The sequence below is a fragment of the Massilia sp. UBA6681 genome (genome assembly GCF_002454935.1).
Taxonomy (GTDB): domain Bacteria; phylum Pseudomonadota; class Gammaproteobacteria; order Burkholderiales; family Burkholderiaceae_D; genus Telluria; species Telluria varians.
Window position 1 is genome coordinate 1 of the sequence record NZ_DKJX01000048.1, and the last position, 22991, is coordinate 22991.

Here is a 22991-nt window from a genome sequence, read left to right on the forward strand (position 1 = left end):
GATGTTGCCGATCACCGCGCCGGCAGCGGCGCCGATCGCCGCGCCGCCCGCGGCGCGCTTGCCGCCGCCGCCGCTGGTGCTGGCGCCGACGATGCCGCCCAGGGCAGCGCCGATGCCGGCGCCCTGCGCGGTGCCGCGCTGGGTCGCGCTCATGTCGGCACAGCCGGTCGCGGTAAAGGCCACGAGGGAAGCGGCGATCACGGATTTAGTCAGTTTGTTTTGCATGGTGGTTCTCCTTAACAAAAAATCCGCTTCGCGGTCATGCTTGCCGAGGCAAGCCTGCAGGCATGACTGAGAAGCGGATTGGTCTTACAAAAATTTTTTCAACTACTAACAACTATATACCTCGTCCACTGATCAGGCGCACCAGGATCATGATCACGGCGACGACCAGCAGGATATGGATGAAGCCGCCGATGGTGTACGAAGTCACCAGTCCGAGCAGCCACAGGACAATCAGAATCACGGCTATTGTATACAACATGATGTTGCTCCTTCCAGAAATCACGCGCTTCGGCGTCGTGAATCCAGTATGCCGCCGCTTACTGCTGGCCTCTGTACGATGGCGTACTTACTGCGAAAATCGTAACTCCCAGGAATCAGGCGTGGCCGTTTTCCTTGCGCAAGCCCGGGATCCAGCCCATGAAGCCGAGCAGGCCGGTGACCCCGATCAGGCAGGTGACCAGGCCGCCCGCCACCAGGAACAGCACGTCCTGCGGCTGCAGTCCGCCCGCCGCCGCTTCGGCCGGCGGATGCGCCGAGAACAGGCCAAACGCTGCCACGATCATTCCCCAAATGATAATGCCGATCCATGCCATGCTGTTCATGATGCTTTCCCCCTGGGTTGGTTATTTTTGCACCGTACGCAGTGATAGCGTCCTGCCATTGTCGGGTTAGCTCATCCATTGGTCCGTGCGCTGCCGCACATTGCTTTTAGAAAATTATTCTTACGACACAAAGCCGGGAGGCTTGCGCCATCCCGGCTTTTTCTGAAAAGAGACGAGCTCAGGCAACCGAGCGCAGGCGGCCCTTCACGATGCGCACGCGGTCGCCGCTGCGCCATGCCGGCGGGCTGCTCTGGCGGAAGGTGCGCAGGGTGCCGTCGTCGAGGCGCACGCGGATTTCGTAGCTGGTGCTGGCCTTCATATTGCCTTCGACCTGGTTGCCGACTACCGCGCCGCCGATGGCGCCCGCCGCAGTCGCGATGGTGCGGCCGGTGCCGCCGCCGATCTGGTTGCCCAGCAGGCCGCCGATGACGGCGCCGCCGGCGGCGCCCAGTCCGCTGCCTTCGGCGCGCTGCTTGATGGTGCGGACCGATTCGACGTTGCCGCAGTTCGAGCACCAGTTGCGGCCGGTGTCGGCGGCCGCCACCTGCCCCGATTTCTTGGCGGGCTTGCTGACCGGTTCCTCGACCACGCGTTCGACCACGCGCTCCGGCGCCGGCGCCGCCGCGGCAGGCGCCGGGACATAGTTGCTTGCCGGTGCATAGGGCTGGGCCGGCTGGGCCGGGTAATCGGCCGGCACGGCGCTGTTCGGCGGCTGCACGTAGCCCGGCGCGAGCTGCTGGCCGGGCACGTTGCCGACCACGCCAGGCGCCGGCTGCGGGCTTCCCTGCGGCAGGGTCGAGGCCAGCGCCAGGCGCTCGGTTTCGCTCAGCTGGCGCTCCTTGTTGCCGCCCACGGATGAGGGAATCCAGCCCAGGATCGCCGCCGTACCGACCAGGCAGAACAGCAGGACCGCCAGTGCGGCCAGGATCATCAGCGGATGCATGCGTCCGCGTGCGGACGGAGTGGGAGAGGTGTTCATGCTGGTTCCTTTCGGAGAAGTTCTTGTTGAGGCCATTCATGCCGGGGATGCAATGCGTCCGGCGGCCTGTGCATTGTCAGATTGTCCTCAGGAACAACAAGCGGTTCCGTGCGTCACCGTACATACCAGATCGGAGCGGGACGGTTACGCTGACCTAAATTGTTTGCAAATGTATCCGACAGACGGCTTGGCTTATGCATCCCCCACGCGAGAATCCGATGAATTTTGCCGCAGCGCCGCCGATTGCCGAACACAACAGCAATCTGCTGCTGGCCGCGCTGCCGCCCCAGGAACTGGCGCAGGTCCTGCCGCTGCTCGATCCGGTCACCGTCGCGGTCGGGGACGTGCTGTGCGAAGCCGGCGACCCGCTGCGCTACATCTATTTTCCCCATGACTGCCTGATCTCCCTGATGGGCGTGGCTGAAGGGCGCATGACGCTCGAGGTGGGCCTGGTGGGGCGCGAGGGCATGGTCGGCGCCACGGTGGCGCTCGGCCATGACACCACCCAGGTGCGCGCCATCGTCCAGCGGGCCGGCAGCGCCAGCCGCATGGACAGCGCCCGCTTTCGCGCCGAGGTGGCGCGCAATCCTTCGCTGCAGCGCGTGCTGTACCGCTACACCGACACCCAGCTGGCCCAGGCGATCCAGATCGCCGTGTGCAGCCGCTTCCACGTGCTGGAGGCGCGCCTGGCGCGCTCGCTGCTGGTCACGCGCGACCGCCTGCAGTCGGACAAATTCCACCTGACCCACGAGTTCCTGGCGCATGCGCTCGGCGTGCGCCGCGTTGGCGTCACCAAGGCCGCCAGCGCGCTGCAGCAGCAGGGACTGATCGACTACAGCCGCGGCAATATCGAGATCCTCGATCCGGAGGGCCTGGCGGCGGCCTCGTGCACCTGCTACGAGATCGTCAGGGAAGCCGGCAGCCAGCCGTTGCGCGAGTTCGTGTAGATCTGGACACCGGAATACAAGAAAGCCTGGCGCAGCCAGGCTTTCTTGTATCGCTTGTCGTGCAAACAGTCAGTTTTTCTTGCCAACCTGGTTGCCGACCACGCCGCCCACGGCTGCGCCGCCGACGGTGCCGACTGCGCTGCCGCCGGTCAGGACGCCACCAAGGACGGCGCCGGCGCCGGCGCCGATCGCGGTGTTCTTGTCCTGCTGCGACATGCCGGCGCAGCCGGTCAGGCCCAGTGCAGCGGTGGCGAGGGTTGCGGTCACTACCAGTTGTTTGATGGTTTTCATATTGATCTCCTTTACGGTGGGTTATTTCAAGCGCAGGTCATTCTTGACCGACTTCACGCCCTTCACGGTCCGGGCAACCGATGCCGCGGCCGCCACACTGTCCGCCGAGCTGACGAATCCGCTCAGCTGCACAACGCCTTGCACCGTCTCGACGCCGATGTCGAAGATGCTCAGCGTCGGTTCACGCACGATAGCAGCCTTGACGCCGGCGGTGATGGTGGCGTCGTCCACATACTGCGCCACCGGTCCACCGCCGCCCGACGTGGCGCATCCTGCGACCTGGCCAAGTGCCAGCATGACCGCCAGGGCGGTCCTGATACCAAATCGCTTCATGCGGCAACGTTCGTCGAGTCCATGTGAGCAAGATACCGGTTTCGGCTTGTACTGATCTGTTCGACAACACACAATGCCATGTAAAAATTGTTTCAGCGGCGCTGGGTCTTGCCCGGCGGCGGCGCCTTCGGTTTCTCGCGCGCGTCGGACAGCAGGCGGGCGCAGTCGCTGTCCTCGCCCGGACCGGTATTGATCAGGGGTAGCAGGGCAGCGATCGGCGCCGCGATGGTGGCCAGCGCGATGGCGCTGCCGGCCTTCATCGCCAGCACGCCCTTGTCCACCGACACGTCCGGCTGGCTGAAGGGGCCGCGCACGTAGAAGGGCGAGCGCAGGGAGATCAGGCGCAGGCCCTTGGTTTTCGGATCGATGCGCAGGTCCAGCTGCTCGTTGGCCAGGTTGATACTGCCTTCGATGTTGATCAGCGCTTCCTTGGTGTCCACCACGAAGTAGCGCGTGCGCGCCAGGCCGTTGGTGACGGCGAAATCGGAGGCCATGCAGTTGAGCTGCACCTGCTTGTCGCCGAACAGCTTGGTGATGACGATGTTGGCCACGTTCAGGCCCATCATCTCCAGCATCATCTTGCTGACCTGGCCCTGGCTGATCAAGGTTTTCAGTTCGCCGTTCGAGCCGGCCAGCAGGCTGGACACGGAATTGCCCTGGGCGGTGAGGTTGGCGTCGGCGCTGATGCTGCCCACCGAGGCCTGCAGCTGATCGATCTTCGGGAACAGCTTCTTGATCTCGATCTTGCGGGCCGTGACCTTGGCCTGGGCCTTGATCGCCTTCGGGCCCTGGCGGCCGCGGCCGTCGAGACGGATGTTGGAGCGCACCGTGCCCCCGGCCATGGCGAACTCGAGCGGTTCGAGGTTGAGCACGGCGTTATCCATCTTCAGGTGGGTCGACAGCTTGCTGATCGGGAAGGCCGTGTCGCGCACGATGCGGTCGGCCGCAAAGCGCACGTCGGCATCCAGTTTGTTCCAGCGTTCGGTCTTGAATTCCTCGACCGGCAATACCTTGCCGCCGGGCTGCACCGCGTCGGCATTGCGCTCCTTCTTGGCGGCGTTGGAGTCGGCGCCGATCAGCGGTGCCAGGTCGGCGAATACAAGGGTTTGTGAGCGGACATTGCCCGACAGCTTGGGCCGCGCCCCGCCGGTGGCATATTCGAGGCGCCCGCCGATGTCCGAGGATCCGACCTTGCCCTTGAAGCCGTCGTAGATCCAGCGCATGCTGCGCTTGCCGTCCTTGTTCTGTTCGCCGAGGGTGCCGGTCAGCCGGCCCGAGGTCGAGAACGGGCCGGTGGTCGGCAACACCACGCCGGTGAAGTTGTATAACTGGTCCATGCTGGGGCCGGCCAGCTCCAGCTTCAGGTCGATCGCCGCCAGTTTCGCAGGCCGGGTCGCCGTGCCCTCGATCGCGATCCGTGTTTTGCCCGATTTCATCTCGGCCTGGACCGGGTAGGGCGTGCTCTGCTGCTTGAGCGAGAGCACCGCGCCGGCCTTGCCGCCGCCGGTGACCGGTGCGCCGTTGTAGGTGCCGTCGAGAGTCCAGCCGACCCCGTAGCGCCCGCCGTTTTCGAGCGTGCGCACCTTCGCCGTCACGTCGGCCTTCGTCACCGCGTCCTTGATGTGCACGATGCCGTCGGTCAGCACGATGCGGTCGAGGTCGAGTGTCCATTTGGACTTTTCTTCCTTGCGCTTGAAGGTCCAGTTGTTGCGCTGCTCGTCGAGGCGCAGCAGGTCCACCCGCGGGCCGTCGAAACGCAGCAGCGGAATGTTGATGGTCTTCGACAGCAGGGCGAAGGGATTCACCGAAAACGAGAACTGGCGTGCGCTGCCGGAATCCTGCGCCGGCAGGCCGGCCGGGTTGCCGACGTGGGTGTCGTTGGCGATCAGGTGCGGCCACGGGATGTGGTCGCGCCAGGTGCGTTCCGCCGGCGCCATGGTCTTGGCGGGGCGCTCCCATTCGACATTCAGGTTGCCGCGGATGTCGAAGGGGCGTTCGATGGCCTCGCTCACCTTGGCATTGATCCAGGGGCGGGCGCGGTTCCAGTCGAAGGTGAGGATGAACACGATGGCGATCACCGGGATGGCGACCAGGATCCCAAGGATGCTCAACAGTATTTTGCTGCTCTTGCGGCGCGCCGGATGACGGCCCTGCGCCGCCTGCTTGTCGGTCTCGGCCATGGCAGACTTTCGGTGGTAGCTAGGTTCAGGCCAGCTTAGCGCAAGGCCTTGACGCCCAATGTGCGCTGCCTAACGTTCTTCTGTTGAGCAGATCGCTACGAGCCGGGCAATGTGCGGCAGCGAACCGAAGGCAAGAGATAACAGGTTTATAACGTTACTAAGGACATTTCCTCATCAAAAGGAGAAAAGCGATGGACCAAGAACATGCGATGCGCCGTCTCTTGACGCCGCTGGCCGCCGCAGCCGTGCTGGCGCTGGTGGGTTGTGCCAGCCCGCAGAAGGCGCCTGCCACCGCCGACGTGGCGGTGTCGCGCAATGCCGTCGAGAACGCCGTGTCGGCCGGCGCCGCCGAGCTGGCTCCGGCCGAGATCACCGCCGCGCGCGACAAGATGGTGCGCGCCAACGCGGCCCTGGCGGCCAGGGACTACAAGCTGGCCCGCGAGCTGGCGATCCAGGCCCAGGCCGACGCCAAGCTGGCGCAGAGCAAGGCCAACTCGGCCAAGGCCACCGCGGCGGCCAACGCGCTCGACGCCGACCTGCGCGTGCTGCGCGAGGAAGTCGAGCGCGCCAATGCGCCGTCGGCCACGACCTCGACGCAGTAAGCCGACGCCGTAATAAGAAGAAGTTCCCTTCATTGACCGCCGCGCCATGCGGCGCCCAGGAAAAAGGACAAGCCATGAAAACCCGTTCCACGATGTCGCTGCTGGCCGCCGCCGTACTGGCCACGGCCTGCGCCACCGCCCCGATGACCACGCCGACGCTGGACCAGGCGCGCGCCGATTTCGTCTCCGCCAACAACAATCCACAGGTCGCCCAGTATGCGCCGCTCGAGTTCAAGCAGGCCAGCGACGCCCTCGACCAGGCCAATGCCGCGGCCGCGCGCCGCGAAAGCCTGAACGACGTCGACCGCCTGGCCTACGTGGCCAAGCAGCGCGTCGCCACCGCGGTTGAGGTGGCCAGGGCAAAGGCGGCCGAAGCCGACATCGCGAACGCATCGCGCGAACGCGACCAGGTCCGCCTGGCGGCCCGCACCGCGGAAGCCGATCGCGCCAAGCGCGAGGCCGAGGCCGCCCAGGCCCAGGCCGCCCAGGCGCAGGCCCAGGCCCAGGCTGCCCAGCAGCAAGCCGCCGCCGCCCAGCAGCAGAACGCCGCGCTGGCCCAGCGCGCCGCGGCGCTGGAAGCGCTGCTGGTCGAGCTGCAGGCCGTCAAGACCGAGCGCGGCTATGTCGTGACGATCGGCGACGTGCTGTTCGCCACCAACCAGGCGACCCTGACACCGAACGGCATGTCGACCTTGCGCAAACTGGCCGACGTCATGGCGCAGAACCCGAACCGTACCGTGCTGGTCGAAGGGTTTACGGATAGTACCGGCAGCTCCTCTTACAACCAGGAACTGTCGCAGCGCCGTGCCGAAGCGGTGGCCTCGGCGCTGGGCTCGATGGGCGTGCCGCGCGACCGCATCGCCATGCGCGCCTACGGCGAGGCCTTCCCGGTGGCCCCGAACGATACGGCGTCCAACCGCCAGCTCAACCGCCGGGTCGAGATCGTGCTGTCGAACGAGAATGCACAGATCCCGCCACGTACGGCGGGACGTTGAGCTGATTTCTGCAACAAGTTTCACGAGGTAAGACTATGGAAGAAACGAAACACCTGGCGCATGGCTTCGACGTCGGAGCCATCCGCCGCGCGGCGGCCAACCTCGACGACGGCGCCGTCACCGAGGGCTACCAGGCCGACCGCGAGGCGGTCATCGCGATGCTGAACGACGCGCTGGCCACCGAGCTGCTGTGCGTGTTGCGCTACAAGCGGCACTACTACACCGTGAGCGGCCCGAACACCGGCCACATCAAGGCCGAGTTCCTCGAGCACGCCCAGCAGGAGCAGGACCATGCCGACCGCATCGCCGAGCGCATCGTGCAACTGAACGGATCGCCGAACTTCAACCCGGCCACGCTGACCGCGCGCAGCCATGCCGAGTACGACGATTCCGACGACGTGCAGGCGATGATCCGCGCCGACCTGATCGCCGAGCGCGTGGCGATCGAATCCTATCGCCAGATGATCCAGGCGATCGGCGACCGCGACCCGACGACGACCAAGATGCTTACCGACATCATGGCCGTCGAAGAGGAGCATGCCGACGACATGCGCGACCTGCTGGCCTGAGGCCGGCTTTACATTCATTACCCATCGATAACAATGGAGCACACCATGCTAGACACCACCCGCAGCAACCTGAAATCCCACGCCCACGGCTACCAGTTCGACAGCAAAGCCGCCGACGCATCGTCGGACATGCAGGCATTGGTGCGCGACGCCCAGTCGATGCTGAGCGCCGCCGCCGCCCTGACGGGCGACAAGGCCGAGGAACTGCGCAGCCGCGGCATGGAACTGCTCGACCGCGCACTGGGCCGCGCCAGCCACTACCAGGGCCAGGCGATGGAAAGGGGCAGGGAACTGGCCCACGAGGCCGATGTCTACGTGAAGGACAACCCATACCGTACGCTCGCGGTTGCCGCCGGTATCGGCGTGCTGCTCGGCGTCCTCCTGAGCCGTAAGCCGTAAGCGCCGCCGGGGACCGCCATGCAAAAAGACGACACCGTCGTGCATACCCCCGGCCTCATGGGCGGGATCTCCAGCCTCATGAAAAGCCTGTTCGGCCTGGTGGTATCGCGCGTGGAACTGGCCGCGCTCGAGCTGTCCGAGGTGCGCAAGCACCTGATCGAACTCGTGGCCCTGTTCGGCGCGGCCATCCTGGCGATCTGGTTCGCCATCGCCTACGGCACCGCGACCATCGTCGCGCTGGCATGGGACGACATGGGCTGGAAGATCCTGCTGATCCTGTTCGTCGTGTTCCTGGTCATCACCGGCATCCTGGTGGCGAAGGGCCTGGCCCTGCTCAAGCAGGACAAGCTCTCGTTCCCGGCGACCATGAAGGAACTGAAGAACGACCGCGACATGCTGCTCTAAGCGGCGACACGAAGGAGGGGAAACATGCACAATCAAGATGGAACGACCGGACTGGCCGGCCACAAGCACAGCCTGGACCCGGTGGCGCGCAAGCAGGAGCTGCTGCGCGAGGGCGAGTTCTTCCGCAACAACGTGGCGCACGCGCGGGCGCAGATTCGCCACGCGGCGCGCCCCGAGGTGATGTTGCACAGCACGATCGACCACGCCACCTGGGCCCTGCGCGCACGCGCCGACGCCCTGTTGAAACCGACCGGCACCAGCGTGTCGGTGCTGATGCCTTACGGGCTGGCGCTGTTCAACTTCATCCGCCAGCGCAAGCTCGGCAAGCCTGCCGGTGCTGCCGCCATCCTGCTGGGTGTGGCAGGCTGGTACATGAACAAACGCCGTGTCCAGCAGAACGGGCTGAGCTGACGCGGCAAGGAAGTCAAACCGATCCGAATATGGTGGGGCTTGAGCGGCGTCGCAATCATTGATTGCACGCCGTTTTTTTTTCGCTCGTACGGACGAGTCAGGGAACGCGTGCTTGTGGCGGCAGGGGGCTCGGTTCTACCGACCACCCTGCACCAGGCTGCATCGGCGCTGCAGAGGGTTCAGGGCGTTTCTCCCTGCCCAGCCACCCGCGCCTTGGCCTGCGCCATGTCACGCTGGTAAACCGCGCGCGCTTCCTGCATGCATGCGTTGCGCTCGGCCGCCGGCGCTTTCTTGCAGGCGTTCCGTGCTTCCTGCAATGCCGCGCCGATTTCCTTCTGCAGCGTGCGCATCCGCGCCTGGCTGGTCGCGTCTTCGCGGTACCAGCGCGCCGGGTCGCCCTGGGCGATTTCACGCGCCTGCTTGCTGGCGGCGGCGGGATCGACGAGGGCGTCGCTGCTGGTCTGGGTCTGGGGCTGGATAGGGGTCTGGGCGTGGGCGAGCAGGGTGCTGCCGAGCAGGCAGGCACACGCCCCGCGCAGCACGGTCGATAGGATTCGCATGGTGTCCTCCAGGGTCGGAAGAAGTGCCGCGGCGAGGCCTGCCGCAGCACAAGGGGAGGGCACCGGGCCGCTGAACAGCACGGCCAGCACGAGGACCGGCGCCCGTCGTTCCGGTCGGGTGATGCCGGCGCAGGGACGCACCGGCCGGGGAAAGGCGGCGCTGCGCCGCTTCCCCCGGTCACGACCAACGGTGCCGATCAGTAGCGGTAGACGCGGCCGTCGACGATGCGCACGCGGTTGCCCACGCGCAGGTCGTAGACGCTGTCCTGGTTCACGGCGCGGTACTCGCCGTTATCCATGCGCACGTTGATCTGGTACATCTCGGCGCCGCCGGCTTGGCGGTTGCGCTCGACGTTATTGCCGATCGCCGCGCCTGCAACGCCGCCGGCGACGGTCGCGGCGGTACGGCCGCTACCGCTGCCGACCTGGTTGCCGGCCAGGGCGCCGACCACGCCGCCCAGGATCGCACCGGCGCCGCTGGTGCGGTTTTCGCCCTGGACGACCTGGATCGACTCGATCGTGCCATAGCCCATCGAGACGTTGCTATAGCCGCTGTTGTAGCCGTTGTTCGACGCGTAGGGGTTCGACGAGGTACTGGCGCAGCCGGTAAGGAGGGCGGTGGAAGCCAGCACGGCAACAGCGAGGGTACGGGTTGCTTTCATGTTGTTCTCCTGATAAGTGTATGGCTCCAGCTTAGCCACGGCTGCGCAAGGGGTCTGTGCGTTGCCTAACCGTCCTTGCCCAGCATATCTGGCTCCTTTTTCAGAGAGCTCCCACGCCGAATTTGATCCATATACAGATGACTTGTTGCAGGAAGCCTGCTGTGTTCGGCACCGAACAGAAAGTGCGCCAACGGACGTGTAAAACGTCATTAGCGTGTTGACAAATGGAGAATAAAAAATGAAAACATCCCATGCATTCCTGCTCGTCGGCGCCGCGCTCGCCTGGGCTGGCGCGGTACGGGCGCAAGCCGTGCCGGATGCGAAGACGGCCTACGAACAGGCCAAGGCCACAGCCGAAGCGAACTACAAGTCGGCGCGGGCGCGCTGCGGCCAGATCGCCGGCAACCCGCACGACCTGTGCATGGCCGAGGCCAAGGCCGCACGCGTGCGGATCGAGGAAGAAGCCGAAGCCGCCTACAAGAATACCCTGTCGGCCTATACCCAGGCCCGCATGCGCATCGCGTCCGCCAACTACGACCGCGACAAGGTGCGCTGCGCCGCCGTCACCGGCAATGACCGCGACGTCTGCATGGAGCAGGCCAAGGCCACCCTGGTCGCCGCCCAGGCCGATGCCAAGGCCGACCGCAAGGCCATCGAAGCGCGCCAGGATGCGCGCGAAGACAAGCTGGCCGCCGAATACCGCGTCGCGATCCAGAAATGCGACGCCTACGCCGGCGCCGTCAAGGACCATTGCGTCAACACTGCCAAGACCGCGTTCGGAAAATGATCCCACTTGCCCGCATGGGCTTTACTGTAGTTAGACCACCGCAGTTTTTAATCAAGGAGCTATCATGAAAATCGCACAACGCCTCGTCACCGCCGCCTTCACCGCCGCCGTCGCCATCACCGCCGTGGGCTGCTCGTCGAACCCGACCTCGAAGTCCGCCGGCGAATACGTCGATGACGCCGTGATCACCACCAAGGTCAAGGCCGCCTTCGCCGCCGACCCGACCGTCAAGGCGACCGAAGTGAACGTGGAAACCTACAAGGGCGACGTCCAGCTGTCGGGCTTCGTGGCCGAGCCGCGCGACGCACAGCGCGCCGTGGAAATCGCGCGCGGCGTGAAAGGTGTAACCTCCGTGAAGAACGACATCCGCGTCAAGTAATCTCCAGCGCCGGGGCGGCCCGGCTCCATTGTCAAGGCACGATCCATGCAGCTCGCACCACCCGAACCTGTCGAACCAGCTGCAAGCGCGCCCGACAATGCCGCCCCGGCGGCGCCACCCCCCGCTTCCCCGGCGGCGGGACACGGCGCCGAGCCCGGCCCTGCAGGCGACGAGCTCACGATGCACGTGGGCGGCCTGCGGCTGCCGATCCACGTCAATGCCCGCGGGCTCTCGCTGGGCATCCTCGCCACCATCGCCAGCCTGTTCGCGCTCCAGTGGGCGCAGAAATTCTTCGTGCCGCTCCTGCTCGGCATCTTCATCGCCTATACCCTCAATCCGGTCGTGCGCTGGCTCGAGCATTGGCACGTCAAGCGCGTCATCGGCGCGACCCTGGTTACCGCCGTCATCATGGGCGCGCTGGGCGGCACCCTGTACCGGCTTCAGGACGAATTCTTCAACATCATCGACGAGCTGCCGACCCTGACGACCAAGGTCACCAGGATCCTGACCGACAGCACCGGCCAGCGCTCGACCATCCAGCAGGTGCAGGCCGCCGCCGCCGAGATCGAGCGCGCCGCCTCCAGCGCCACCGGCGGGGAAGAGCGCCGTGCGATCCAGAAGCGCACCCAGTCGGTCCCGCCGGCGCCCGCGGCCGGCAGCAGCATCCGCGTGATGGACTGGGTGCTGGCCGGCTCGATCGGCCTGGCCACCTTCCTGTCGCAAGCCACCATGGTGGTGTTCCTGGTGTTCTTCCTGCTGCTCGCGGGCGACACCTTCAAGCGCAAGCTGGTCAAGCTCACCGGGCCCTCGCTGACACGGAAAAAAGTGACCGTCCACATCCTGGACGACATGAACAATGCGATCCAGATGTACATGTTCATGCTGCTGGTGACCAACGTGCTGCTGGCGCTGCTCACCTGGGCGGCACTGCGCGCGATCGGCCTCGAGAACGCCGGCGCCTGGGCCGCCTTCGCCGGCGTGGCCCACGTCGTGCCTTACTTCGGCCCGCTCCTGATCACCATCGCCACCGGGGCGGTGGCCTTCTTCCAGTTCGAGTCGCTGCGCATGGTGATCCTGGTGGCCGGGTCCTCGCTCGGGATCGCGACCCTGGTCGGCATGGTCGTGACGACCTGGATGACCGGCAAGATCGCCAAGATGAACCCGGCGGCCGTCTTCGTGAGCCTGCTGTTCTGGGGCTGGCTGTGGGGGATGTGGGGCCTGCTACTCGGCGTGCCGGTGGTGGTGGTGCTGAAGGTGGTGGCCGAGCGGGTCGAGGGGATGGAAGCGCTGGCGGAGTTGCTGGGGGAGTGACTTGGTCCGGTGGACCAAGTCACGCTCGGGCGGCGGTGCCGCCCGGCTAGGAGCACAGTGTGCAGACCGATAGCGCCGACCAACGCCGCCGCCCGGCTAGAAACACAGTGTGCAGACCGATAGCTCCAACCAACGCTGCCGCCCGGCTAGAAACACAGTGTGCCGACCAATAGCGCCGACCAGCAGCGCCGATTACCCCGCGCGCCCGTTCTTCCAGGTGACAGTCGGCTCCGGCGGCGCCTCCTCTTTCTTCTTGTCCCCAGTCTCATGCGCCGGCTTGTGCTTCAGGCTGCCCATCTTGAGCGCATACTGGCGGGCAAACTCGGCGCCCAGGAAGAAGATCTGCGCCGAGTAATACACCCAGAGCAGCAGGGCGATCAGCGAGCCGGCCGCGCCGAAGCTGTCCGTGGTGCCGCTGTTGCCGATGTAGAGGCCGATGCCGAACTTGCCGAGCGTGAACATCGCGGCCGTGCCCAGCGCACCGATGGTGACGTCGTGCCAGGACAGCTTGATGCGCGGCAGCAGCTTGTAGATCACGCCGAACAGGGTGGCGATCACCAGGAAGCTCACCGCCGAGGCGACCCAGCCCATGACCACGGCGGCTTCCTTCCACATGCCGCCGATGTAGGTCTCGACCACGGCCAGTGCCGCGCTGACGACCAGCGAGACCATCAGCAGGAAGCCCAGCACCAGGATCAGGCCGAAGGACAGCAGGCGGGTGCGCACCAGGTTCCAGAAGCCGGACTCCTTCGGTGGCGGAACGTCCCAGATCTCGTCCAGGCTGTCCTTCAGTTCCGAGAACACGGTGGTGGCGCCCACGATCAGCAGCACGAAGGCGACGATGGTCGCGAACAGTCCGCTCTCCTTGTTCTGCGCGCCGGCCAGGATCGCCTGGATGGTTTCGGCCCCCTGGGGGCCCACGAGGCCGCGCAGCTGGGCCAGCAGTTGTCCCTGGGCCGCTTCGGCGCCATAGAAGAAGCCGGCGATGGCGATCACCAGCACCAGCACCGGCGCCAGCGAGAACAAGGTATAGAAGGCAAGTGCCGCCCCTTTGCTTGAGGCGCGATGATCGAGCCATTCCATTACCGCGCAGCGCATCACGTGGACCAGCTCACGCGAATACGGCAGCCATTTTTTGATAGCCATGACTCCTCCAATTGAAAAGGGGGCCGCAGCCCCCTTCGATCATGCGGTGATGCCCGGCCGTCCTGCCGTGCGGGACGGAAAGCGCGACCGGGCAGGCGCGGATGCTTGTTACTGAACGCGCTTCTCGACGGTGATCTGCTCGACCTCGACGCGGCGGTTCGGCTCCAGGCAATCGATCAGTTCCTTGCGCTTGCGCTGGTTGCACTGGACCAGCGGGTTGGCTTCGCCCTTGCCGTAGGCCTTCAGGCGGTTGCCGTCCACGCCCTTGCTGATCAGGTAGTCGCGCACGGTGTTGGCGCGGCGCTCGGACAGCTTCAGGTTGTATTTTTCCGAACCCAGGCGGTCGGTGTAGCCGGTGATGTCGACGTCGGTGACGCTCGGATCGGCCTGCAGGGCGGCGGCGATTTCGTCCAGCTTCGGCGACGGCATGATCAGGTCGGCCTTGTCGAACTCGAACAGCTTGGTGGCTTCCAGGGTGACCTTCTCGAAGCGCGGCGGCGGCGGCGGAGCGACCGGGGCCGGTGCCGGTGCCGGGGCTTCCACGACCGGTGCCGGTGCCGGCGCCGGTGCCGGCGGTGCCGGCGGCGGGTTGAAGGCGTAGTTCAGGCCGATGCTCATGTACTTGTTGTTGATGCGGCGCGGGCCGAACTGCTCGTGGTCGCGCAGGAAGCCGCGCACGGCGCGCACGTCGAACTGCATCGACCACTGCGGGCTCAGCGTTGCCTGATAACCGATACCGGCGGTCAGGTAAGGCGAATTCTTGCCGACATTGCGCAGCGGGTTCTGCACCTTGTCGCGTTCGATACCGACACCGAGGAGCACGAAGGGGCGGAAGCTCTTGCGCGAGAACATCAGCAAGGCGTCGGCGCCCAGCAGGGTCTGGCGGTAACGCGCCGGGCCGTCTTCGAAACGCACCTGGCTGCCGCCGAACTGGATGTCCCACATTTCGTTCACGGCCTTACCGAACTTCAACCCGCCGCCCCAGTCGCGGTCCGCCACGCCCATGCGCGCGTCCGGCTTCGCAAGGATGGCGCTCGGCTGGATGTACCACGACGGGTTGATGACTTCTTGGGCCATGGAGCTGCCGGCAGCGCACAGGAGGGCGGCGGCCAGGGCGATCTTCTTCGTATTATTCACAGGTGACTCCCATAAGGTGAAGGGTTATTGACATCGCATGCCTTGACACAGATGTTGGATAAAGATTAACAGTGCAAGTTCCGCAATCTCGGTGCGGTACCGCACCTAGCGGCGATGACCTGTGCAATTTTACAACAGTGGTAAAAATGTCACATGACGCTGGCGTGCGCACCATTTTGGTGCTCGATTTTTTCACGTGGAAACAAGTGCGACTGCCGGCCTTCGACAAGCGGCCTTATCAAAAATGCTTGCAGGAATAATTCTGAATGTTGGATGGCGCACAGACCGGGATGTCTGACGCAGGCAATCTTGAGCCCAGTTAAGCGGAACCGAGGTGTTGTCAGGGTGTCATACGACACACAGCGACCCGGACCACACAGTCTCACTCTTTAAACGGAGCTCAAGAACATGCATGCAACGACCCATCACAACGCGGTGCAAGGCGACATCGGCGCGGTGCACACTTCCAGCAACTCTGCGCTGATCGAACGCGTCCCCCCGCAACCGACCGAGCGCGCGCCGATTTCGCTGGCGCCGATCGAACGCGTCCGTTCGACCTCGGCCACCCAGCGCCGGATCGAAAACATGCAGAAACTGATCAACGAACTGTCGACCCATGAAATGCTGGCCGACGAAATCGCATGGTTCCTGAAATTCTCGCCGTCGGGCGCACGCAAGTACATCCGTGACCTGCGCGAAGCCGGCGTCATCGAGCTGGCACGCTACATCGAAGGCACCGCCACCTACCTGGGCAAGGCCGTGTACCAGATCTGCCCGGACCAGGAGCGCGTCAAGGCCTTCCTGGCCGCGATCTGCCAGCCGAAGCGCGAAGGCGCCGCCCCGCGCAAGGAGCGTCCGGGCCTGCGCGAGCAGAACATGGCCGGCAGCGGCCGCCACTTCCACATCCTGGCGGACGACACCCACTACGCGATCCGCGTCAACCGCAGCCCGGTCACCCGCGATCCGCTGGTGGCAGCCCTGTTCGGCCCGGCCCCGAGCCAGACCGCCAAGGAACGCGCTTAAATAGGCGCACCCGGCCGGCCGCGGTAGAGACCCGCGGCAGCCGCCGGTCCAGACGATCGCTGTCGTCATTCAAGCCGCGCATTGCGCGGCTTTTTGTTTTTCAAGTGAACAATTTTTAATGATGAAGTGTTGAAATCCGGTCAATAAGCCCTACCTCCCTCCCATCGCGGCCGCGCTGCCGCCACAAGGAAAGGAAGACCGATGCCAAGCACTTTACCGACCGCGGAGTCCCTGCAAGGCAGGCCGGTCCCACGCGTGAGCTTCAAGGCGCGCCCCGACGACCAATGGCAGGACATCAGCACGGACGAGCTCTTCAAGGGCAAGACCGTGGTCGTGTTCTCGCTGCCCGGCGCCTTCACGCCCACCTGTTCCTCGACCCACCTGCCGCGCTACAACGAGCTGGCGCCGACCCTGCGCGAGAACGGCGTCGACGACATCGTCTGCATCGCCGTCAACGACGCTTTCGTGATGAACCAGTGGAAGACCGGGCAGGATGCCGGCAACATCACCCTGATCCCGGACGGCAACGGCGATTTTACAGAGGGCATGGGCATGCTGGTCGACAAGCGCGACCTGGGTTTCGGCATGCGCTCCTGGCGCTACGCGATGCTGGTCAAGGACGGCATAATCGACAAAATCTTCATCGAGCCACAGCGCGAAGGCGACCCCTTCGAGGTTTCGGACGCCGATACGATGCTGAGCTATATCAACCCGAATGCGAAGATTCCCGAGCCGGTGGTGATGTTCTCGCGCCCCGGCTGCCCGCATTGTGCGCGCGCCAAGGCCGCCTTGCGCGAGAATGACATCGTGTTCACCGATATTTCGGAAGACCAGAAGATCACGACGAGCGTGCTGCGCGGCCTGACCGGTCGCCTGACCTGGCCGCAGGTATTCGTGGGCGGCAGGCTGATCGGCGGCGCCGACGACGTGCTGGCATGGGTTGCATCCTCACGGGAAGCCTGACATGGAAGGCATCATCGCCGGCCTCATCGGGGCCGGACTGCTGGCGGCATGGCTGTTGCCGAAGCTGCGCCTGCGCCGCGCACTGGCGCGTCCGCTCGCGCCGGAGCTGGTGGCCATTCTCGAGCGTAACCTGGCCCAGTACGCCCGCATGGACGAGGGGCAGCAGCGGCGCCTGCGGCGCCTGGTCCAGCAATTCCTGCACGAGAAAGCCTTCGTCGGCTGCGCTGGCCTAGAGGTCACGGACGAGATGCGCGTGACCATCGCCGCCCAGGCCTGCATGCTGGTGCTGGGACGGACCGGCGACGCCAGCCCGGCGAACCTGTACCCGTCGCTGCATGCGGTGCTGGTCTATCCGGGCGCCTTCCTGGTGCCGCGCCGCGAGGTCGATGCCGCGGGCGTCGTCACCGAGCAGCGCCAGGACCTGCTGGGCGAATCCTGGGGCGACGGCCGCGTGATCCTGTCCTGGGACCATGTGCGCCGTGCCGGGGTCGAAGAATCTCCTGATCATAATGTCGTCCTGCACGAGTTCGCCCACCAGCTCGACAGCGAATCGGGCAGCACCAACGGCGCGCCCTACCTGGGCAGCACCGAGCGCTACCGCAGCTGGTCCGAAGTCCTGTCGCGCAACTACGCGGCCTTGCGGCGCGATGCGATGTGGGGGCAGCGCGGCGTGCTCGACCATTACGGCGCCAGCAGCCCGGCCGAGTTCTTCGCGGTGGCGACCGAAAGCTTTTTCGAGCAGCCATGGGAACTGTCGGCGCGCCACCCGGACCTGTACGAGGAATTCCTGAAGTATTTCCGCGTCGATCCGCGCGACTGGGTGGCCGAACCGCAGCCGGTGTTCGACGATCCGTTCCAGCATGGTGTCGTCTACGGCCAATGGCGCTAAGTACCTGAGCTGCGTGCGTGTCCGTACAGAGCAATACAGGCGCGGCGGGGCATAGTTGAGCTACCAACGATCCAGGAGAAATCGTCATGTCCACCATTATTGCAGGGCGTTTCCAGCTTCAGGATGAAGTCGACCGCGCGCGCCGCGCGCTGGCCGACGCTGGCTTCGACAACAGCCGCATCAGCGGGTTCTACCTGAGCCAGCCGGGCCAGCACGACCAGACCCCGATCGGGGGCGACCATCTGCAGTCTCCCGGCGCCAAGGAAACGCCGGAAGGCGTGGTGCAGGGTGTCGCCACCGGCGGCGCGGTCGGCGCAGTAATCGGCGCCGCCACGTCGCCCGTCACCGGGCCGCTGGGCCCGGTCGTGGGCGGTCTGGTCGGCGGCCACGTCGGCTCGCTGTTCAGCTTTTCCAAGATGAAGGACCGCGGCGAATCCGAAGAAGGCAGCAGCGAGAACCGGGTGCCGCCGCGCGAAGCCGGCATGCTGGTAGCGGTCGCTTTCGACGACGCCGGCATGGCGGACCGCGCGGTCGACGTGCTGCGCCAGCTCGGCGCCCACCACATCGAGCGTGCCGAGGGCAACATCGTCGACGGCGACTGGGCCGATTTCGATCCGGGCAGCCGCCCCGAGCTCATCGCTTGAGCTTCGGTCTTGCCTTAATCTTGGTCAACAAGGCTCGGAAGCCGCTTCCCTACACTCGGTAGATCGCATCCCGGGACAGTCCCGCCAGGCCTGTCCTTGAAGGATGCCGTATACCAAGTCCAAGGGATCCTTCATGAGCAAACGTGTCGCCCTCGTTACCGGGGGCATGGGCGGACTCGGCACGGCCTTGTGCCGCCGCCTGCATCTCGACGGTTTCACCGTCGCCGCCACCTTTTCGCCATCCAACCACTATCGTCGCGAATGGCTGGCCAGCCACCTCCGCGACGGCATGGAATTCATCGCGCTCGAGGCCGACGTGGCCGACTTCGAGTGCGCGGGCCGCGCGGTCCAGCGCCTGCTCGGGCATGCCGGCCGCATCAACGTGCTCGTCAATAATGCCGGCCTGGCGCGCGACCGCAGCATGTGCAGGATGGGCCTGGACGACTGGCATGCGGTGATGGGCGTCAACCTCGACGGCGCCTTCAACATGGCGCGCCATACCATCGACACGATGGTCGCGCAGCGCTGGGGACGCATCGTCAACATCGGCTCCGTCAGCGCACAGCAGGGAGCGCTGAACCAGGCCACACTGGTGCCGCCAAGGCCGGCCTGCACGGCCTGACCAAGGCGCTGGCGCTGGAGTCGGCGCGCCACGGCGTCACCGGCAACACGGTGTCGCCGGGCTACCTCGACACCCGCTCGACGCGCGATGTGTCGCCGCAGGTGCTGCACGAGCGCATCCTGCCGCAGATCCCGGTCGGCCGCCTGGGCCAGCCTGGCGAAGTAGCGGCCATGGTGTCCTGGCTGGTGTCGGACGCGGCGGGCTTCGTCACCGGCGCCAACCTGGCGATCAATGGCGGACAGCACATGTGCTGACGGCAAGGCCGCGCCTTCTTCCAGGACTCAGCTTGCCTTGGCAGGGGGCTTCGGCTTGAGCGCATTCAGGGCCTTGCCGTGCTTGTCGATCTTGTCGACGGCGGCCAGGATCAGCGCCGGCTGGCCGGTCGCGGCGGCGCCGGCCAGGGCCAGCAGGCCGCCCACCAGGCCGGCCGCCTCGCCGATGGCGCCGATCTTGCGGATCTTCTCGGCGGCGTCGGCGGTCAGCTTGACGAGCTGGGCCTGCTGTTTGCCCAGGCCCTTGACGATGAGGGTGGCGGCGTCGACGTGCAGGCCGTTGGCGCGCTGGCGCAGCAGCACTTCGTCCTCGAACAGGGCGCGGGCCTTGTCCTGCACGTGTTCGGGCACCGGCCGGCCGCCGTAGCTGCGGATCTCCTGCATCACGCGCTCGTGCAGCTGGTCGGCGCAGGCGGACAGGTGGTCGGCCAGCTCGACGATCTTCTCGGTGCTGGACAGGGCGGGGCCGGCGGTGGCGGCCGGGGCCTTGACGGCCGGTCCGGCCGGCGCCGCGGCATCCGCCGCGTCGAGGACGGCGGCGGCATCGACGTCGGCCTCGGCCGGGGACGCAAGGTCGGCGGATGCGCTGCCGGAACGGGTCGGGGTGGTAGCCATGTGTCCTCCTGTTTACCGCGCTAGGTTCTCAGTCGCCGGACAGCCCGTCGCGGATGGTGCGCAGGTCACGTCCGTAGTTGGCCAGCAGGCGCCGGATTTCCGCGTCCGACAGCTTGCCGAGGTTCTCGCGCATTTTCTGGTGCCCGAGGGCCACCTTGGTCAGGCCCTGCAGGGCCAGCTCGTAGCGGCGGTCGACCAGCTTGTACTCGGTGGCCTTGTTCAGGTAGTGGACCTTGGCGAGCGTCACCAGCATGCGGTCCGAATTGCGCGTCGAAAACGGGATCTCGACATCGAAGATGCCGAGAATCGTCTTCTTCTCATTCTCGTTGGTCTTATAGTAGAGGCGGGTGAGCGAGATCATGGCGTCCAGCAGCACCTGCACGTCGGCGTCGCCGTCGCGCACCATGGTTTCCACGCTGCGGTTCTGGTAGCCGGACGCGATCACGCGCGTCAGCAGGCGGGTCAGGCCGGTGTAGGCCGTGATGTGGCGCTGCTGCAGGCCGGACTCGGCATTGGCTTTCAGGCCGTTGCCGAGGTCGTCGATGCGCTCGGACAGGTCGTAGCGCGCGTCGCCGGCGAGCAGGCTCAGGGTCTGCATGTAGAGCACCAGGGTCTTCTGGATGGCGATGAAGTCCTCGTGCACCGCCTTGCGCTTGGCGTCGTTCTCGCGCGCCAGCTTGTCGGCGGCGGGGGACAGGTAGGGTTGTTCGCGCTCGTAGGTGTCGCGGTAGCGGCGCGCCAGTTCGGCGTAGCCGCCCAGCCGCGCCGAGGCATCGGCGAATTCGCGCACTTCCTGCAGGCTGACCGGGCCGCCGGTGGTCGTCCCGCAGCCGCCCAGCAGCAGGCCGCACAGGATCGGAAGGACGACGAGCAGGCGGATCGAAAGATGTCGCAACATGGGGATCCTTTCTGGCCTGGGGGAGTGGCCCGAAAGTCCCCATTGTTTCAAACTCCGCGCGGCAAAGTCTTGCTGGTGGTCAAGTGCCTGAGCTTACACAAGCAGCTATGCACGCCTTATTCGACTTTGCTGCGGTCGAAATGCGGATTCTGGATCACGCCGAACAGGTTGCCGTAGGGATCGCGCACGGTCGCGACGCGGATGCCGCCGCCGACGTCGGTCACGGGCGCGTCCACTTCCGCCCCCAGGCCTGCCAGGCGCGCGACCTCGGCCTTGATGTCTTGCGTGCCCCAGTAGGCGGTGGCGCCGGCGCTGCCCGGCTGGCCGTCGGGGATCAGGCCCAGTTCGAAGCCGCCCACCTCGAAGCCGACGTAGAAGACTTCGTTGAAATAGGGCGCCTTGCCGAGGACCTGCTCATACCAGGCGGTGGCCTCGGCCAGATTGGTGACGGGGTAAATTACGGTGCGCAATCCCTGGATCATCGTGGCTCCTTAGGCCGGGTAAAGCATCGATGCTGCCCGAAGCTTCACGCCCTGTCCAGCCAGGATGCATGACGCTTGCGTTCTTCGTGCAGCCAGCCGAGCGAAGCCTGCGTGTCGCCCTGCGGCAGGTATTCGCAGCCGACCCATCCTTCGTAGCCGAGTTCGTCCAGCAGGCCGAACAGGAAGGGGAAATTGATCTCGCCGGTGCCGGGCTGGTGGCGGCCCGGCACGTCGGCCAGCTGGACGTGGCGGATCAGGGGGAAGTGGCGGCGGATCCTTTCGGCCAGCTCGCCCTCCATCCGCTGCATGTGGTAGATGTCGTACTGCAGGCCCAGGTTGGGGGCGCCGACTTCCTCGATGACCGCCACTGCCTGGCGCGTGCCGGTGAGGAAATAGCCGGGCATGTCGCGGTCGTTGATCGGCTCGATCAGCAGGCTGATGCCGTGTTCCCGGCAGCGCGCCGCCGCATGGCGCAGGTTGGCGACGTAGGCAGCGTGGGCCCGTTCATGGCTGAGGTTCGGCGGCAGCCTGCCGGCCAGGCAGTGCAGGCGGCGCACGCCCAGCTCGAGCGCATAGTCGAGGGCCAGGCCAACCCCGTCCTGGAATTCCGCGCTGCGGCGCGGATCGCAGGCCAGGCCGCGCTCGCCCGCGGCCCAGTCGCCCGGCGGCAGGTTGTGCAGCACCAGTTCCAGTCCGTAGCGCTGCAGGCGCGCGGCGATCTGCTCGGCCTCGAAGGCATACGGAAACAGGAACTCGACCGCATCGAAGCCGGCCGCGCGCGCGGCGGCAAAGCGGTCGAGGAAGGGGAGCTCGTTGAACAGCAGGCTCAGGTTGGCGGCGAATCTCGGCATGCGGCGCTTCGGTGGATGGGAATCCCGCTATCCTAGCCGATTCGGCCCCATGCTTCTCGGCTTACTGACTACCGCCCAGCTGGGCCAGCAGGGTCGAGGTCGACTCGATCTGCTCACGCGAGGGCGCGCCGAGCAGCATGCGGCTGACGTTGTGCACCACCACGCCGGCATTGAGCACCAGTTCGCTGCCGGTGGGCGTGATGATGGCGTAGCCGACGCGGGCATCGCGCGGATCGCTCTGGCGGCCGACCAGGCCGATCTTTTCCAGCGGCAGCAGCGAGCGGGTGACGCCGGACGCCGTCAGGCCCAGCTTCTCGGCCAGGTCGACCCGGCGCAGCCGCCCGCCCGGGGCTCGCTGCAGGCTCAGCAGCAACTGGTAGTCGGCAAAACTGATGCCGTGCAGGCTACCCAGCGAACTGTCGAGGCGCCGCGACAGCGCCGCCCAGGCACGCGCCATGCGCAGGCAGAACTCGCTGGTGGGGCTGTCGAGGGGAGCAGCGGTATCGGGAGTGTCGTTCGTGTCGATCATGGCGGTGTCCAATTGTTGAGATAAAGTTGATTACTCAAATATATACCTCCTTGCGAAACTTGGCAAGTGCTTGAGTAATCAAATATCACGACACGGCGAAAAAAGGCCGGCGTCGATGTCGTCGACGCCGGCCTTCATGCGAAGCGGGCAGGGCAGCGCTGGCTGCCCGTGCGATCAGCGCTCGCGGCGCGGTGCGGAACCGCTGCGCGGGCCGCGGCTGGCGCTGCTGCCGTTGCGGTTGCCGCCGTTGGCGCCCGCCGGGCGGTTGCCTGCCGGACGGCCG

The 22991-nt window shown here is 65.9% G+C and carries 29 protein-coding genes and 2 pseudogenes; 15 read left to right on the forward strand and 16 right to left on the reverse strand.

All coding sequences use genetic code 11. The annotated features are described in order from the left end of the window. The 4 genes and pseudogenes from B2R83_RS06760 to B2R83_RS06775 all read right to left on the reverse strand — a co-directional run. Positions 1 to 225, reverse strand: a pseudogene (locus B2R83_RS06760) (hypothetical protein); the annotation flags it as partial. Between the two features lie 112 nt (positions 226 to 337). Further along, the gene (locus tag B2R83_RS06765) at positions 338 to 484 is read right to left on the reverse strand and encodes a lmo0937 family membrane protein (RefSeq protein ID WP_020652694.1); all 147 of its coding nucleotides are present in this window, start codon (positions 482 to 484) and stop codon (positions 338 to 340) included. Between the two features lie 115 nt (positions 485 to 599). Next, positions 600 to 827, reverse strand: coding sequence for a hypothetical protein (locus B2R83_RS06770; protein WP_036216660.1), 228 nt, complete (start codon positions 825 to 827; stop codon positions 600 to 602). Between the two features lie 178 nt (positions 828 to 1005). After that, complete coding sequence (locus B2R83_RS06775; protein WP_292039480.1) at positions 1006 to 1806, reverse strand: glycine zipper 2TM domain-containing protein; 801 nt, start codon at positions 1804 to 1806, stop codon at positions 1006 to 1008. A 218-nt stretch (positions 1807 to 2024) separates the two neighbouring features. Between B2R83_RS06775 and B2R83_RS06780 the strand changes: the two genes are divergently transcribed. Further along, positions 2025 to 2753, forward strand: a complete 729-nt coding sequence (locus B2R83_RS06780) for a Crp/Fnr family transcriptional regulator (RefSeq protein WP_292039484.1) — start codon at positions 2025 to 2027, stop codon at positions 2751 to 2753. Between the two features lie 69 nt (positions 2754 to 2822). On the opposite strand, the gene B2R83_RS06785 is transcribed toward B2R83_RS06780, so the two are convergent. From B2R83_RS06785 to B2R83_RS06795, 3 genes are all read right to left on the reverse strand, one after another. Then, the gene (locus B2R83_RS06785; protein ID WP_292039486.1) at positions 2823 to 3044 is read right to left on the reverse strand and encodes a glycine zipper 2TM domain-containing protein; all 222 of its coding nucleotides are present in this window, start codon (positions 3042 to 3044) and stop codon (positions 2823 to 2825) included. Between the two features lie 21 nt (positions 3045 to 3065). Beyond that, positions 3066 to 3377: a BON domain-containing protein gene (locus B2R83_RS06790; RefSeq protein WP_036216654.1), complete on the reverse strand. Its 312-nt coding sequence runs from the start codon at positions 3375 to 3377 to the stop codon at positions 3066 to 3068. A 92-nt stretch (positions 3378 to 3469) separates the two neighbouring features. Next, a complete protein-coding gene (locus tag B2R83_RS06795; RefSeq protein ID WP_292039489.1) occupies positions 3470 to 5557 on the reverse strand; it encodes an AsmA family protein in 2088 nt (695 codons plus the stop codon). A 191-nt stretch (positions 5558 to 5748) separates the two neighbouring features. Here B2R83_RS06795 and B2R83_RS06800 point away from each other — a divergent pair, with 191 nt between their 5' ends. From B2R83_RS06800 to B2R83_RS06825, 6 genes are all read left to right on the forward strand, one after another. After that, complete coding sequence (locus B2R83_RS06800; protein ID WP_285380552.1) at positions 5749 to 6159, forward strand: DUF4398 domain-containing protein; 411 nt, start codon at positions 5749 to 5751, stop codon at positions 6157 to 6159. A gap of 74 nt (positions 6160 to 6233) precedes the next feature. Continuing rightward, positions 6234 to 7154, forward strand: coding sequence for an OmpA family protein (locus tag B2R83_RS06805; RefSeq protein WP_292039497.1), 921 nt, complete (start codon positions 6234 to 6236; stop codon positions 7152 to 7154). Between the two features lie 35 nt (positions 7155 to 7189). Then, positions 7190 to 7723: a ferritin-like domain-containing protein gene (locus tag B2R83_RS06810; protein WP_036216650.1), complete on the forward strand. Its 534-nt coding sequence runs from the start codon at positions 7190 to 7192 to the stop codon at positions 7721 to 7723. 45 nt (positions 7724 to 7768) lie between these two features. Beyond that, positions 7769 to 8122: a DUF883 family protein gene (locus B2R83_RS06815; protein WP_036216648.1), complete on the forward strand. Its 354-nt coding sequence runs from the start codon at positions 7769 to 7771 to the stop codon at positions 8120 to 8122. Between the two features lie 18 nt (positions 8123 to 8140). Next, entirely contained in the window at positions 8141 to 8527 is a 387-nt protein-coding gene (locus B2R83_RS06820; protein WP_292039502.1) for a phage holin family protein, read from the forward strand. Between the two features lie 24 nt (positions 8528 to 8551). Beyond that, positions 8552 to 8938: a hypothetical protein gene (locus tag B2R83_RS06825; RefSeq protein ID WP_209588619.1), complete on the forward strand. Its 387-nt coding sequence runs from the start codon at positions 8552 to 8554 to the stop codon at positions 8936 to 8938. A gap of 179 nt (positions 8939 to 9117) precedes the next feature. Here B2R83_RS06825 and B2R83_RS06830 read toward each other — a convergent pair whose 3' ends face one another. Together B2R83_RS06830 and B2R83_RS06835 are read right to left on the reverse strand one after the other, a co-directional pair. Next, a complete protein-coding gene (locus B2R83_RS06830; protein ID WP_292039506.1) occupies positions 9118 to 9498 on the reverse strand; it encodes a hypothetical protein in 381 nt (126 codons plus the stop codon). Between the two features lie 197 nt (positions 9499 to 9695). After that, the gene (locus B2R83_RS06835) at positions 9696 to 10160 is read right to left on the reverse strand and encodes a glycine zipper 2TM domain-containing protein (protein WP_292039508.1); all 465 of its coding nucleotides are present in this window, start codon (positions 10158 to 10160) and stop codon (positions 9696 to 9698) included. Between the two features lie 238 nt (positions 10161 to 10398). On the opposite strand from B2R83_RS06835, the gene B2R83_RS06840 reads away from it, so the two are divergent. The 3 genes from B2R83_RS06840 to B2R83_RS06850 all read left to right on the forward strand — a co-directional run bounded on the left by B2R83_RS06840 (position 10399) and on the right by B2R83_RS06850 (position 12637). Then, positions 10399 to 10947 carry a hypothetical protein gene (locus B2R83_RS06840; protein WP_292039511.1) on the forward strand — a complete coding sequence of 183 codons (549 nt, stop codon included), beginning with the start codon at positions 10399 to 10401 and terminating at the stop codon, positions 10945 to 10947. Between the two features lie 64 nt (positions 10948 to 11011). Beyond that, entirely contained in the window at positions 11012 to 11326 is a 315-nt protein-coding gene (locus tag B2R83_RS06845) for a BON domain-containing protein (RefSeq protein WP_292039514.1), read from the forward strand. 45 nt (positions 11327 to 11371) lie between these two features. After that, positions 11372 to 12637, forward strand: coding sequence for an AI-2E family transporter (locus tag B2R83_RS06850; RefSeq protein ID WP_292039516.1), 1266 nt, complete (start codon positions 11372 to 11374; stop codon positions 12635 to 12637). Positions 12638 to 12829: 192 nt separating this feature from the next. Here B2R83_RS06850 and B2R83_RS06855 read toward each other — a convergent pair whose 3' ends face one another. Further along, positions 12830 to 13783, reverse strand: a complete 954-nt coding sequence (locus tag B2R83_RS06855) for a YihY/virulence factor BrkB family protein (protein ID WP_292039517.1) — start codon at positions 13781 to 13783, stop codon at positions 12830 to 12832. Between the two features lie 108 nt (positions 13784 to 13891). Beyond that, the gene (locus tag B2R83_RS06860; RefSeq protein WP_292039520.1) at positions 13892 to 14920 is read right to left on the reverse strand and encodes an OmpA family protein; all 1029 of its coding nucleotides are present in this window, start codon (positions 14918 to 14920) and stop codon (positions 13892 to 13894) included. A 408-nt stretch (positions 14921 to 15328) separates the two neighbouring features. Between B2R83_RS06860 and B2R83_RS06865 the strand changes: the two genes are divergently transcribed. The 5 genes and pseudogenes from B2R83_RS06865 (at position 15329) to B2R83_RS06885 (ending at position 19315) form a co-directional block, all read left to right on the forward strand. Beyond that, positions 15329 to 15943 carry a winged helix-turn-helix domain-containing protein gene (locus tag B2R83_RS06865; protein ID WP_027866105.1) on the forward strand — a complete coding sequence of 205 codons (615 nt, stop codon included), beginning with the start codon at positions 15329 to 15331 and terminating at the stop codon, positions 15941 to 15943. A gap of 201 nt (positions 15944 to 16144) precedes the next feature. Beyond that, on the forward strand, positions 16145 to 16906 hold the full coding sequence (locus tag B2R83_RS06870; protein WP_292039523.1) for a glutathione peroxidase: 762 nt from the start codon (positions 16145 to 16147) through the stop codon (positions 16904 to 16906). Between the two features lies 1 nt (position 16907). Next, positions 16908 to 17795, forward strand: coding sequence for a zinc-dependent peptidase (locus B2R83_RS06875; protein ID WP_292039525.1), 888 nt, complete (start codon positions 16908 to 16910; stop codon positions 17793 to 17795). Positions 17796 to 17881: 86 nt separating this feature from the next. Continuing rightward, positions 17882 to 18439 (forward strand): glycine zipper domain-containing protein, encoded by a 558-nt coding sequence (locus tag B2R83_RS06880; RefSeq protein ID WP_292039526.1) that lies wholly within the window; start codon positions 17882 to 17884, stop codon positions 18437 to 18439. A gap of 166 nt (positions 18440 to 18605) precedes the next feature. Further along, positions 18606 to 19315, forward strand: a pseudogene (locus tag B2R83_RS06885) (SDR family oxidoreductase). Positions 19316 to 19342: 27 nt separating this feature from the next. Here B2R83_RS06885 and B2R83_RS06890 read toward each other — a convergent pair. The 5 genes from B2R83_RS06890 to B2R83_RS06910 form a co-directional block, all read right to left on the reverse strand. Then, on the reverse strand, positions 19343 to 19948 hold the full coding sequence (locus tag B2R83_RS06890) for a hypothetical protein (RefSeq protein WP_292039528.1): 606 nt from the start codon (positions 19946 to 19948) through the stop codon (positions 19343 to 19345). 28 nt (positions 19949 to 19976) lie between these two features. Continuing rightward, positions 19977 to 20846, reverse strand: coding sequence for a hypothetical protein (locus B2R83_RS06895; RefSeq protein WP_285380531.1), 870 nt, complete (start codon positions 20844 to 20846; stop codon positions 19977 to 19979). A 116-nt stretch (positions 20847 to 20962) separates the two neighbouring features. After that, complete coding sequence (locus B2R83_RS06900) at positions 20963 to 21328, reverse strand: VOC family protein (protein ID WP_292039531.1); 366 nt, start codon at positions 21326 to 21328, stop codon at positions 20963 to 20965. 44 nt (positions 21329 to 21372) lie between these two features. Next, complete coding sequence (hyi, locus tag B2R83_RS06905) at positions 21373 to 22179, reverse strand: hydroxypyruvate isomerase (RefSeq protein ID WP_292039533.1); 807 nt, start codon at positions 22177 to 22179, stop codon at positions 21373 to 21375. Between the two features lie 61 nt (positions 22180 to 22240). After that, positions 22241 to 22708 (reverse strand): MarR family winged helix-turn-helix transcriptional regulator, encoded by a 468-nt coding sequence (locus tag B2R83_RS06910; RefSeq protein WP_285380526.1) that lies wholly within the window; start codon positions 22706 to 22708, stop codon positions 22241 to 22243. Positions 22709 to 22991 lie beyond the last annotated feature (283 nt).